Below are 12534 nucleotides of genomic sequence, written 5' to 3'. Positions count from 1 at the left end.
TTCATTAAAAGAAACTCATGATGATTATGTGAAACCGGTTTCCTACATTTCACACAACGATAACAGGATCACATCCGATGGCAAAAAATTACGCTGCGCTGGCGACCGACGTCGTTAGCGCGCTGGGCGGCAAAGAGAACATCGTCGCCGTCACCCACTGTATGACGCGACTGCGCTTCGTCCTGAAAGACGAAAGCCTCACCGACGCCGCACGCCTGAAAAGCATCAGCGGCGTGCTCGGCGTGGTGCGCAACGACAACCAGTGTCAGGTGATCATCGGCAACACCGTGTCCCAGGCATACCGTGAAGTGGTGAGCCTGCTGCCCGCTAACCTGCAACCTGCCGTAGCGGAAGGTCCACAGAAGCTCACGCTGCGCCGCATTGGTGCCGGGATCCTCGATGCGCTGATCGGCACCATGTCTCCGCTGATCCCGGCGATCATCGGCGGGTCAATGGTCAAGCTGCTGGCGATGATCCTTGAGATGACCGGCGTGCTGGGCAAAGGCGACCCGACGCTGACGATCCTGACCGTTATCGGCGATGGCGCGTTCTTCTTCCTGCCGCTGATGGTGGCGGCGTCCGCGGCGGTGAAGTTCAAAACCAACATGTCGCTGGCAATCGCCATCGCGGGCGTGTTGGTTCACCCGAGCTTTATCGAGCTGATGGCCAAGGCCGCGCAGGGCGAGCACGTTGAGTTCGCCTTCATTCCGGTGACGGCGGTGAAATACACCTACACGGTGATCCCCGCCCTGGTGATGACCTGGTGCCTGTCATACATCGAACGCTGGGTGGATCGCATTACCCCGGCGGTGACCAAAAACTTCCTCAAGCCGATGCTGATCGTGCTGATTGCCGCCCCGCTCGCCATCGTACTGATTGGCCCGCTCGGGATCTGGATCGGCAGCGCCATCTCCGCGCTGGTCTACACCATTCACGGCTATCTGGGCTGGCTCTCCGTTGCCATTATGGGCGCGCTGTGGCCGCTGCTGGTGATGACCGGGATGCACCGCGTGTTTACGCCGACCATCATCCAGACCATTGCCGAAACGGGCAAAGAAGGGATGGTGATGCCGTCGGAGATCGGCGCCAACCTGTCGCTCGGCGGTTCGTCGCTGGCGGTGGCGTGGAAAACCAAAAATCCGGAGCTGCGCCAGACGGCGCTGGCCGCGGCGGCCTCCGCCATCATGGCGGGGATCTCTGAACCGGCCCTGTACGGCGTAGCGGTACGCCTGAAGCGTCCGCTGATTGCGAGCCTGATCAGCGGCTTTATCTGCGGCGCGGTGGCAGGCATGGCAGGCCTTGCCAGCCATTCGATGGCGGCGCCGGGGCTGTTTACCAGCGTGCAGTTCTTCGACCCGGCCAACCCGATGACCATCGTCTGGGTGTTTGGCGTGATGGGTCTGGCGGTAGTGCTGTCGTTTGTGCTAACCCTGCTGTTAGGGTTTGAGGATATCCCTGTAGAAGACGAAGCCGAAAAAGCACGCGCCCTGCAAACCGCACCGGTACAGAACAAAGCAGCAGAAGCATAAACTGAAAGCGAGGTAAGAATGTCTGTTTTTCCACAAGGATTTTTATGGGGCGGCGCGCTTGCCGCCAACCAGAGTGAAGGTGCTTACCGTGAAGGCGGCAAAGGACTGACGACGGTCGACATGATCCCCCACGGCGCAAACCGTCTGGCGGTAAAAGTCGGCAAGGAAAAACGGTTTTCGTTGCGGGACGACGAATTCTACCCGAGCCACGAGGCGATTGATTTTTACCATCGCTACAAAGAAGACATCGCCCTGATGGCGGAGATGGGCTTTACGGTGTTCCGCACCTCGATTGCCTGGAGCCGCCTCTACCCGAACGGCGACGAACCGCTGCCGAATCAGGAAGGCATTGCCTTCTACCGCGCGGTGTTCGAGGAGTGTAAAAAGTACAACATCGAGCCGCTGGTGACGCTCTGCCACTTCGACGTGCCGATGCACCTGGTGACGGAGTACGGCTCCTGGCGCAACCGTAAGATGGTGGATTTCTTCGCCCGCTACGCCCGCACCTGCTTCGAGGCGTTTAACGGGCTGGTGAAATACTGGCTGACCTTCAACGAAATCAACATCATGCTGCACAGCCCGTTCTCCGGCGCGGGGCTGGTATTTGAAGAAGGTGAAAACGAAGATCAGGTGAAATACCAGGCCGCGCACCACGAGCTGGTGGCGAGCGCGCTGGCGACCAAAATTGCCCACGAGGTGAACCCGGAAAACCAGGTCGGTTGTATGCTGGCGGGCGGCAATTTTTACCCCTGGTCCTGCAAGCCGGAAGACGTGTGGATGGCGCTGGAAAAAGACCGCGAGAACCTGTTCTTTATCGACGTGCAGGCGCGCGGCAGCTATCCGGCTTACTCTGCCCGCGTGTTCCGCGAGAAAGGCGTGGTGATTGTGAAAGACCCGGGCGACGATGAACTGCTGAAAAACACCGTCGACTTTGTCTCGTTCAGCTATTACGCCTCGCGCTGCGCGTCGGCGGACATGAACGCGGGAAACACCAGCGCGGCGAACATCGTGAAGTCCCTGCGCAACCCGCATATTCAGGTGAGCGAATGGGGCTGGGGCATTGACCCGCTCGGCCTGCGCATCACCATGAACATGATGTACGACCGCTACCAGAAGCCGCTGTTCCTGGTGGAAAACGGCCTTGGAGCGAAGGACGTCATTGATGAAAACGGCGAGATCAACGACGACTACCGAATCAGCTACCTGCGCGAGCATATTCGCGCAATGGCTGATGCGATTGAGGACGGCGTACCGCTGCTGGGCTACACCACCTGGGGCTGCATTGACCTTGTCTCGGCCTCAACGGGGGAAATGAGCAAGCGCTACGGGTTTGTGTACGTCGACCGGGACGACGCCGGGAACGGCACGCTGGACCGCAAGCGCAAGAAATCATTCTGGTGGTATAAGAAGGTGATTGCGAGTAACGGGGGGGATCTGGAGTAGCCTGTTGCCCTCACCCCAGCCCTCTCCCACAGGGAGAGGGGGATGGGTTTGGTAGGCCGGGTAAGGCGAAGCCGCCACCCGGCACTGCTCAGAGCTGAGAAAATCCCCCATCCCCAACCCACCCGGCAAGCCGTGAATAGACCACGTCCACCGCCTCTTTCACCGGCTGCGTCATCGGGTAATAGAACCCGACAATGTCCGGCTGAATCCCCAGAAACAGCACCTCGCCCACGTCGTCTTTAATCTGATCGACCAGGTAGTTCAGCGGCATATTGTGCGTCGTCATCATAAACATTTCGGCGATGTCGTCCGGGTCAATCAGGCGGATCTCACCGGGGTTGAGCCCCATATCGGTGGCATCAACGATTAACAGCCTGTCCGGGCGCAGCTCGCGAATGGCCACCACGTCGTTTTCCGGCGCGCTGCCGCCGTCAATCACCACCCAGCTGCCCGGCGGGTTTGCGGCGCACAGTTCCGCCAGCAGCGGACCCGCGCCGTCGTCGCCCATCATGCTGTTGCCGACACACAGTAAAACGTCAGTCACGTAATCTCCTCACCATCAGGTAGATGGCGCTCTCCTGATGAATATCGTGCAGCATGCTAAGCAGCGTTTTGCTCCACGCCTGCTGCTCGGGGGTTTGCCTGCTCAGCGCCTCGTCAAAGGCGTTGGCGAGCATCGCAATGTGGTTGGCATCGATGACGATCTCGCCGTATTTCGGCACGCCCTCCATCTTGCGCCGCGCCGTGCTGCCCTCCTCCAGCGTGGCGATCCACGCCAGGTAATCGGCCCACGGGCAGCTTAACGCCGCCTCCAGGCAGTCGATCACCCCGAGGTGGTGCCCAATCGCCAGACTGTAATAGACCACCTGCTGCGCCGCATCCGGCGTGGCGTCGTTCTCATCAATAAACTTACGGCTCAGCTGGCTGAACACCACCGTTTCACTCATCGGATACGCGCCTCATCGACGATGCTGTTCAGGTTCGCCACGATCTCATTGAGTCGTGGATCGTTTTCCGCCTCCAGCCAGCGCGCCACCTGATGGTCGCCCTGGCTCAGCAGGCGCAGATAATCGTCGGCAATCTGGCGTCCGTAGCGGTAGCCCGCCAGTTTCCGCGCCGTGCGGTCAACCTTCACCCGCAGCGGCTGCACCATGTCCGGGTGCAGAATGGCGGCAGGCTGGTTGTCCAGCTCGCCCGGCTCGCGGGCGTGGATTTTTTGCTCCAGCAGGCCGAGCGCCATGGCAAAACCGTACAGCGTCGCGGCAGGCGTTGGCGGACAGCCTGGAATGTAAACATCAACCGGCACGATTTTGTCGGTGCCGCCCCAGACGCAGTACAGGTCGTGGAAGATGCCGCCGCTGTTGCCGCAGGCACCGTACGAGATGCAGATTTTCGGGTCCGGCGCGGACTGCCAGGCGCGCAGCGCGGGGGATCGCATGGCGCGGGTGACGGCCCCGGTAAACAGCAGAATGTCCGCATGGCGCGGAGACGGCACCACTTTGATGCCGAAGCGCTCGGCGTCAAACAGCGGTGACAGCGTGGCGAAGATCTCGATCTCGCAGCCGTTGCAGCCGCCGCAGTCCACGCGATAGACGTAGGCCGAGCGTTTGATTTTTTTCAGCAGCGACGCCTTCATGCTGGCGATGGACTCCTCCACCGTCAGCGGCACCGGAATGCCGTTAGCGTCGCGCGGGCCGAGTAAGTTTTCCATCAGCTGGCCTCTCTCATATGGCGGGTTAAATCGATGCGGTCAGACGGCAGCAGGCACTTCTGACGCTTGCACTCCGGGCAGGTTTCGAAGCTTTCACGGTGATGCTCCGCGCGGACGTCGCCGTTGTGCTTCAGCAGCGCGATGGCGTAGTCGATCTCTTTTTGCACGGCGAAGGGACGCTTGCAGACGCGGCAGTTGCACAGCGCAAAGCGCGACTGCTGGAGGAAGTCCTCTTTTTTCCACACCGCCAGCTCGTACTCCTGAGACAGGCGAATGGCCACCGTCGGGCAGACCTCCTCGCAGCGGCCGCAGAAGATGCAGCGCCCGAGGTTAAACTGCCAGGCCAGCTCGCCGGTTTTCAGGTCCGTTTCCACCGTTAAGGCATTCGACGGGCAGGCGTTGACGCAGGCCGCGCAGCCGATGCACTGCTGCGGGTTGTGCTCCGGCTTGCCGCGAAAGTTTTTATCCACCGGGATCGGCTCCAGCGGATAACTGCTGGTCTGCGCGCCGGTTTTGATCACTTTTTTGATGAAGGTAAACATGGCGAATCCTTATTTCAGCGGCGAGTTCTTACGCTCGATGCTGTAGCGCTCAAGCTCTTTGTACGGCACCACCTGGCTTTTCTTCTTGCGCACGTCCACGACGGTCATGCGGTCGGTGCAGGAGTAGCACGGGTCGAGGCTGCCGATGATCAGCGGCGCGTCAGAGACCGTATTGCCGCGCAGCATGTAGCGCAGGGTTGGCCAGTTGGCGTAGGTCGCCGCGCGGCAGCGCCAGCGGTAGAGCTTCTGGTTGTCGCCGGTCATGCTCCAGTGGATGTCGTCCCCGCGCGGCGCTTCGGCAAAGCCGAGGGCAAAGCGGTTTGGAATGTAGGTGAAGCCTTCCACCATCAGCGGGCCGCCCGGCAGATTATCGAGGCCGTAGTCGATCATGTTCAGCGCGGTGAATACCTCGTTGATGCGCACCTTCAGACGGGAGATGACGTCGCAGCCCTGCTCGCTGTGCACGCTCATCGGCAGCAGGCCGTAGCCGACGAACGGGTGATCGGCGCGGGTATCGCGGGCGTGGCCGCTGGCGCGCACCATCGGACCAACGTTACTGAAGTCGCGGGCGATTTCCGGGTCAAGACGGCCGATGCCCACGGTGCGCTGCTCAATGTTTGGCGTGCTGAGCAGCATGTCCACCAGCTCCTGCACGTCCCGCCGCATCTGCTGCGCCAGCTGGCGGGTCTGGATCATGTCGTCTTTCAGCAGGTCGCGGCGGATCCCGCCGATCAGGTTCAGGCCGTAGGTTTTACGCGCCCCGGTAAGGATCTCCGCCATCTTCATCGACGCCTCGCGCACGCGGAAGAACTGCATAAACCCGGAGTCAAAGCCGACGAAGTGGCAGGCCAGGCCGAGGTTGAGCAGGTGCGAGTGCAGGCGCTCCACCTCCAGCAGAATGGCGCGGATCATCTGCGCGCGTTCCGGCACCACGATCCCCATGCCGTTTTCCACAGAGGTGGTGTAGGCGGTGCTGTGGGCAAAGCCGCAGATGCCGCACACGCGGTCAGAGAGGAATGTGACTTCGTTGTAGCCCATGCGGGTCTCCGCCAGCTTCTCCATGCCGCGGTGGACGTAGAACAGGCGGTAGTCGGCGTCGATAATGTTCTCGCCGTCGACGAACAGGCGGAAGTGGCCCGGTTCGTCGGAGGTAACGTGCAGCGGGCCAATCGGCACCACGTTATTCTTCTTGCTGCCCAGCTCGTTGATGAACTCGTAGGTTTCGCTGTCGGTGGTCGGGGCCGGGCGCTGGCGGTAGTCCATGCTGTCCTTGCGCAGCGGATAGAGTTCATCCGGCCAGTCGTCCGGCAGCACCAGGCGACGCTCGTCAGGCAGGCCAACCGGCACCAGACCATACATGTCGCGCACTTCGCGCTCGCCCCAGACGGCGGCAGGCACGCGCGGCGTGACGGAGGGGTATTCCGGCTTGTTCGGGTCGACTTCGACGCGCACGGTGAGCCAGCACTTCTCCCCCTGCTCCATCGACATCACGTAGTACACCGCATAGTTGCCACACAGCTGACGCTCGTCGTTGCCGAACAGCACTGACAGCCAGCCGCCCTGCTGGTAATAGAGAAACTCCACCACTTCCGGCAGATAGTTCACCTTAATGGTGACGGTGATCTGGTCTTTGGTTTGCCAGGACTCCTCCAGCACCACGCCCGGGAAAGCCTGATGCAACGCGGCGAGATACTGCTGACCTTTCTTTTCTTCAGACATAAACACTCTCTTTAATCACGCCACCAGCAAGGAGACGAACGCTAAAAATGCAAAACCAAAACCGGCCCAGGTGATGCGTGACGTTTCGACAAAACGCAGGCGCGCCATGCTGTTTTCAAACAGGGCAATCACCAGCACGCCGAAAATCAGCTTGAGCGCAGCCACCACCACGGCCAGCAGCAGGCCGCCCGCAGAGAAGTGCGTCATCTGCCCCCACGGGAAGAAAACGCCGACGAACATCTGCAACACCACCAGCTGCTTGAGGCTGATGCCCCACTTCAGCACCGCAAAGCCGTAGCCGCTGTATTCGGTGAGCGGCCCCTCCTGTAATTCCTGCTCCGCTTCCGCGAGATCGAACGGCAGCTTGCCCATCTCGATAAAGGTGGCGAACGCGCAGGCGCAGAGCGCCAGCACCAGCGGGAGAGAACGTGAAACCGGCCAGTGGTAAACGGTGTCGGTGATAAAACTGATATGGGTCGAGCCTGCAACCTGCGCGGCGACCCACAGCCCCAGCAGCAGAATTGGCTCAACCAGCACGCCGAGCATCGCTTCGCGGCTGGCGCCGATACCCGTAAACGGGCTGCCGGTATCCAGACCCGCAATCGCAAAGAAGAAACGCGCGATGGCGAAGAGGTAGATCAGCGTAATCAGATCGCCCAGCACCGGCAGCGGCGAGCCCACCGTCACCACCGGCAGCGCGGTGGCGATGGTCAGCATCACGCCCACCATCACAAACGGCGTCAGGCGGAACACCCAGCCTGCGGCGTCCGGCGCGACGCTCTGACGGGAAAGCAGTTTGAAGAGATCGCGGTACTCCTGGAGCACGCCAGGTCCGCGACGGTTGTGCAGCCGGGCGCGCGCCACGCGCGTGATGCCCGACAGCAGCGGCGCGGCGGCGAACAGCACCAGCGCCTGAAGAATTGCCAGTAACAGACTCATGTCAGGCTCCTCGTGAAATGACAATCACCACCAGCACCGCCAGTTCGATCAGCGCCAGGCGGCGGAACAGCACGGGCACGGCGGCACCCTGCCAGCCCGGCACCCAGCCCACCGGGTTCAGCCAGTGGCGCAGCTTCAGCACGGCGGCGAAGTTCTCCTTCACCGGCATAGCGAAACCGTGGGCGGTGATGACCATCGACTGCTCATGTTCGTAGCCGCAGGCCCACGCCGCGCCGCGCGAGCGGGAGGCGAGACGGTCGCGTCTGAAGAACAGCATCAGCACGAACGGCAGGAGCGGCGCGGCAATCAGCAGCAGCGCCATCATCGGCTGGGAAACGACGGTATGCGCCGTGACCAGCGGCAGCGGAATGGCGTGGCCCAGCTGCGGCAGCAACCACGGCGCGGCAACCCCGCCCGCGATGCAGCACAGCGCCAGTGCGACCACGCTTACGCCCATCAGTAGCGGTGCGCAGCAGGCGTTCTCAGCCTCACGCGTACGCGGTGCGCCCAGGAAGGTGACGCCGTAAACCTTCGCCATACACATCACCGCCAGCGCGCCGGTGATCGCCAGGCCCACCGCCAGCAGCGGGCCGAGTAAACGCCCGATAAACGCCTCGCTCTGGCCGAGGGCGAAGAAGGACTGATAAATCACCCACTCGCCGGCAAAGCCGTTCAGCGGCGGCAGCGCAGCCATCGCCATCAGCCCGACCAGCATCGCCAGCGAAATGACGGGCATTTTTTTGCCAATCCCGCCGAGCTTTTCAATATCGCGGTGCCCGGTGCGGAACCAGACGCTGCCCGCACCGAGGAACAGGGTGCTTTTAAACAGACTGTGGTTGATAAGGTGATACAGACCACCAATAAACCCGGCGGCAATCAGCGCCGGCTGGTTGAGCGCCAGCCCGGTGACGCCTGCGCCCATGCCGAGCAGGATAATCCCGATGTTCTCCAGGGTGTGGTACGCCAGCAGACGCTGGATGTTGTGCTCCATCAGCGCGTACAGCCCGCCGACGAACGCGGTGATCATCCCCGCAATCAGCAGCGCCACGCCCCACCACAGCGGCGGCTGACCGCCCGTCAGGGTTATCATCAGGATGCCGAACAGACCGACCTTCATCACCACGGTGGAGAACAGCGCAGCGGCCGGGGCTGAGGCATTGGCATGCGCCTGCGGCACCCAGCCGTGCAGCGGGATAATCCCGGCCAGCAGGCCAAAACCGACTACGCCCAACAGCCAGACGTCGTTGCCCAGCGGCTGACCGTTAAGCGCGGCAAAATCCAGCGTGCCGAAACGCTGCCACACCAGCCAGCAGGCCAGCGCCAGCAGCAGCGTACCGAGACGTCCGAGCGCAAACCACAGCTTGCCGGAGGCGCTGCATCCGGTCAGGAACACGCCGCACAGGGCCATGATTTCTGCCATCACCACCAGCGCGCCGAGGTTGCTGGCGATAACGGTACAGACCGCGGCGGCCATCAACAGGTTAACCAGCAGGCCATTGGCTTTGGTGTGCTGATGTCGGTGCCAGTCGATATTAAACAGGCTGATAAACAGCCCGCACAGGCCAAAGGTTATCAGCCAGATGGCGTTCAGCGGCGTAAGCTCAACGGCGTGGTGAATCAGCGGGATGAGGGTGTCGACGGACTGGCCGTCGATCAGGACAACCCCGCCCGCCGCCAGCGTCATCAGGCTGCCGACCGCCCCGCCGATACCGGCGATCACCCCGCTCAGCCTTTTATGGAAGGAGAGAAGCAGCGCCAGGACAGCGGCGGCGGCAAACCAGGCCACACCGCTGGTCATCATAACTATCGCGTTCATTTCGCCCCCTCGTTAAGCGCCTGCAGCAGCGAAAGATCGCCGACGTCGGTATTGATGGTCAGCTCGCGCTTGCGTTTGCTGGTGCGAGCGATGTCGCGGATGTTGACCAGGACCAGCGCCCGGGTCGGGCAGGTCCGCACGCAGGCCGGACCCTGCTCATCGAAGCTGCACAGATCGCACTTCACCGCAACGGCGCGAATGCCCGGCACCCAGTCCAGCAGCGTACTCACGCGTGCCGGAGCCGGTGGCGCAGGCGGCGCTTTCGCAGTATTAGCATTCGCCGGAATATGCAGCGGACGGCTGCCGGAAAACTCAATGGCGCCGAACGGACAGGCGATGCCGCACAGCTTGCAGCTCACGCACAGGCTTTCGTTCAGCTGTACCGCGCCGTCAACGCGGGTGATGGCATTGACAGGACAGACGCCCGCGCACGGGGCGTCTTCACAGTGGTGACAGAGCTGCGGGGCAGACTCTTTCTCATTACGCATGACGCGCAGGCGCGGCATGGACTGTAGCCCGTGCAGGCGGTGCGTTTCCGAGCACGCCGCCTCACAGGTCCGACAGCCAATACAGACCGTCGAGTCAGCAATTACAAAACGGTTCACCGGGTCATCCTCTGGTGATGGTCATTTTTGACGAAAAAAACTGTCTTATCGACACTTCTCGACACTCGCTTTTCAGGCCACGTTCGCGGAGGATTTTCCGTCGATCAGCTGTTTCAGGTTGACTGGCCTGTCATGCTCAACGGCGGCGTAGAGGCCGTTATAAACCGGCGCGATTTTCTCCAGATAGTGCTCCAGCACCTGCTGGCGATCGCGGTTGCTGACGTGACCGTCCACCATGCCGTCCGCCATCAGCTGCGCCCGGGCGATGCAGTGCCTGTCGCCCTCTTTCGTCTCGACGTAGTACTCAATCGTGTGGCTGTTGAAGGTCTCCGCCAGGGTGACGTAAATCGTAAAGTGACCGAACAGGACAAAACGCATATCCCCCTGCGCCGCACAGCTCATGGCGTGATGCAGATGGGCCTTCGACAGCGTGATCCCCTGGATCAGTGAATTGCAGTACAGGTGCCATTGCTCCTGGAGCTGCTGATGACGTTGTGCGATGTAATCCGCTTTTTCGCTAATTTCCCAAATAGTCATAAAAGGTATCCGGTTAATGGAGTTAGCGGCTGTTAAGCAGATTTCGTGCCAGTTTTTAATTTGTTGATTTAAATGGATTTTAAAGAGATGCGCACTGTCACCGCCGCGGTGTCGACGTGTCATTTCGACAGCGTTGACATCGTCACGCCGTAACGCAAATCAAGCTGGCACCGTTATTGCATTGAAGGGGCAATTCATTAAGGAGGCGTCATGCACGAAATCACCCTCTGCCAGCGGGCACTGGAACTTATCGAACAGCAGGCAGTGCAAAACCACGCGAAACGCGTCACCGGCGTCTGGCTGAAGGTCGGGGCGTTTTCCTGCGTCGAGACCAGCGCCCTCACCTTCTGTTTTGAGCTGGTGTGCCGCGGCACGCTGGCGGAAGGCTGCGACCTGCATATCGAAGAGCAGCAGGCAGAGTGCTGGTGCGAGCAGTGTCAGCAGTACGTCACGCTGCTGTCATCGAAGGTACAGCGCTGTCCGCAGTGCCAGAGCAGCGGGCTGCGCATCGTGGCGGATGACGGTATGCAGATCCAACGCCTCGAAATCGAGAAGGAGTAATGTATGTGTAGTACCTGCGGTTGCGCTGAAGGCAACCTGTATATAGAAGGGGATGAACACCGTCCCCACTCCGCGTTTCGCTCCGCGCCCTTTTCCCCTGCCCCGCGTCCCGCGGCGGCCCTGACCGGCATCACCTTTGCCCCGCAGCGTTCCGACGCGGGCGACCTCCATTACGGCCACGGCGAAGCGGGTACGCACGCGCCGGGCATCAGCCAGCGCCAGATGCTGGAGGTGGAGATCAACGTGCTGGACAAGAATAACCAGCTCGCCGCCCGCAATCGCGCCCGCTTTGCCGCGCGCGAACAGCTGGTGCTGAACCTGGTCTCCAGCCCCGGCTCCGGTAAAACCACGCTGCTGACCGAAACCCTCAAACGGCTGAATAAACGCGTCTCCTGCGCCGTGATCGAAGGTGACCAGCAAACGGTAAACGACGCGGCGCGCATCCGCGAAACCGGTACGCCTGCGATTCAGGTCAACACCGGGAAAGGGTGCCACCTGGACGCGCAGATGATTGCCGACGCCGCCCCGCGCCTGCCGCTGGCGGATAACGGTATCCTGTTTATTGAAAACGTCGGCAACCTGGTCTGCCCGGCAAGCTTCGACCTCGGCGAGCGGCATAAAGTGGCGGTGCTCTCGGTGACCGAAGGGGAAGACAAGCCGCTTAAATATCCGCATATGTTTGCCGCCGCCTCCCTCATGCTGCTGAACAAGGTCGACCTGCTGCCGTACCTGAATTTCGACGTGGATAAGTGCCTGGCTTACGCCCGGGAAGTGAACCCGGACATTGAGATCCTGCTGGTTTCCGCCACGCGCGGCGACGGGATGGACGCCTGGCTGAACTGGCTGGAGAACGAACGATGTGCATAGGCGTCCCCGGACAAATTCATTCCCTCGACGGCAATCAGGCCAAAGTGGAGGTCTGCGGCATCCTGCGCGATGTCGACCTGACGCTGGTAGGCAGCCACGATGAGACCGGCGCAACGCGTCTCGGCCAGTGGGTGCTGGTCCACGTGGGTTTTGCCATGAGCGTGATTAATGAGGAAGAAGCCCGCGACACGCTGGATGCGCTACAGAATATGTTTGACGTCGAGCCGGACGTGGGCGCCCTGCTGTATGGCGAGGAGCGATAACA

14 protein-coding genes are annotated in these 12534 nt (G+C 61.3%); 5 read left to right on the top strand and 9 right to left on the bottom strand.

What is annotated here, in order from left to right:
• Nucleotides 1-77 precede the first annotated feature (77 nt).
• A complete protein-coding gene (gene ascF, locus H2Z33_RS13715) occupies nt 78-1529 on the top strand; it encodes a PTS cellobiose/arbutin/salicin transporter subunit IIBC (RefSeq protein ID WP_017382795.1) in 1452 nt (483 codons plus the stop codon).
• Nucleotides 1530-1547: 18 nt separating this feature from the next.
• Nucleotides 1548-2972, top strand: coding sequence for a 6-phospho-beta-glucosidase (locus H2Z33_RS13710; protein ID WP_040118032.1), 1425 nt, complete (start codon nt 1548-1550; stop codon nt 2970-2972).
• Between the two features lie 88 nt (nt 2973-3060).
• Here the strand turns inward: H2Z33_RS13710 and hycI are convergent, their stop codons facing one another.
• From hycI to hycA, 9 genes are all read right to left on the bottom strand, one after another.
• Nucleotides 3061-3516 (bottom strand): hydrogenase maturation peptidase HycI, encoded by a 456-nt coding sequence (gene hycI, locus H2Z33_RS13705; RefSeq protein WP_017382797.1) that lies wholly within the window; start codon nt 3514-3516, stop codon nt 3061-3063.
• Nucleotides 3509-3919, bottom strand: coding sequence for a formate hydrogenlyase maturation HycH family protein (locus H2Z33_RS13700; protein ID WP_032654790.1), 411 nt, complete (start codon nt 3917-3919; stop codon nt 3509-3511). Before H2Z33_RS13700 ends, hycI begins: the two co-directional genes overlap by 8 nt.
• A complete protein-coding gene (locus tag H2Z33_RS13695; protein ID WP_048973218.1) occupies nt 3916-4683 on the bottom strand; it encodes an NADH-quinone oxidoreductase subunit B family protein in 768 nt (255 codons plus the stop codon). Before H2Z33_RS13695 ends, H2Z33_RS13700 begins: the two co-directional genes overlap by 4 nt.
• Nucleotides 4683-5225 (bottom strand): formate hydrogenlyase complex iron-sulfur subunit, encoded by a 543-nt coding sequence (locus tag H2Z33_RS13690; RefSeq protein WP_003862138.1) that lies wholly within the window; start codon nt 5223-5225, stop codon nt 4683-4685. Before H2Z33_RS13690 ends, H2Z33_RS13695 begins: the two co-directional genes overlap by 1 nt.
• 9 nt (nt 5226-5234) lie before the next feature.
• Complete coding sequence (hycE, locus tag H2Z33_RS13685) at nt 5235-6944, bottom strand: formate hydrogenlyase subunit HycE (RefSeq protein WP_032654795.1); 1710 nt, start codon at nt 6942-6944, stop codon at nt 5235-5237.
• Nucleotides 6945-6959: 15 nt separating this feature from the next.
• The gene (locus H2Z33_RS13680; protein ID WP_015571691.1) at nt 6960-7883 is read right to left on the bottom strand and encodes a respiratory chain complex I subunit 1 family protein; all 924 of its coding nucleotides are present in this window, start codon (nt 7881-7883) and stop codon (nt 6960-6962) included.
• Between the two features lies 1 nt (nt 7884).
• A complete protein-coding gene (gene hycC, locus H2Z33_RS13675) occupies nt 7885-9699 on the bottom strand; it encodes a formate hydrogenlyase subunit 3 (protein WP_063134886.1) in 1815 nt (604 codons plus the stop codon).
• A complete protein-coding gene (locus tag H2Z33_RS13670) occupies nt 9696-10304 on the bottom strand; it encodes a 4Fe-4S dicluster domain-containing protein (protein ID WP_063134885.1) in 609 nt (202 codons plus the stop codon). The genes hycC and H2Z33_RS13670 overlap by 4 nt, the downstream gene beginning before the upstream one ends.
• A gap of 72 nt (nt 10305-10376) precedes the next feature.
• Nucleotides 10377-10841 (bottom strand): formate hydrogenlyase regulator HycA, encoded by a 465-nt coding sequence (gene hycA, locus H2Z33_RS13665; protein ID WP_017382804.1) that lies wholly within the window; start codon nt 10839-10841, stop codon nt 10377-10379.
• Between the two features lie 210 nt (nt 10842-11051).
• Here hycA and hypA point away from each other — a divergent pair, with 210 nt between their 5' ends.
• The 3 genes from hypA to H2Z33_RS13650 are packed head-to-tail and all read left to right on the top strand — an operon-like array spanning nt 11052 to nt 12532.
• Nucleotides 11052-11402, top strand: a complete 351-nt coding sequence (hypA, locus tag H2Z33_RS13660; RefSeq protein ID WP_047365790.1) for a hydrogenase maturation nickel metallochaperone HypA — start codon at nt 11052-11054, stop codon at nt 11400-11402.
• A gap of 3 nt (nt 11403-11405) precedes the next feature.
• On the top strand, nt 11406-12269 hold the full coding sequence (gene hypB, locus H2Z33_RS13655; RefSeq protein WP_015571695.1) for a hydrogenase nickel incorporation protein HypB: 864 nt from the start codon (nt 11406-11408) through the stop codon (nt 12267-12269).
• Nucleotides 12260-12532, top strand: a complete 273-nt coding sequence (locus H2Z33_RS13650; protein ID WP_015571696.1) for a HypC/HybG/HupF family hydrogenase formation chaperone — start codon at nt 12260-12262, stop codon at nt 12530-12532. The genes hypB and H2Z33_RS13650 overlap by 10 nt, the downstream gene beginning before the upstream one ends.
• Nucleotides 12533-12534 lie beyond the last annotated feature (2 nt).

The organism is Enterobacter sp. YSU, assembly GCF_016082135.1.
Lineage (GTDB): Bacteria > Pseudomonadota > Gammaproteobacteria > Enterobacterales > Enterobacteriaceae > Enterobacter > Enterobacter hormaechei_C.
The sequence above is the reverse complement of the archived record's forward strand: the minus strand, read 5'-3'. Positions and strand labels throughout refer to the sequence as shown.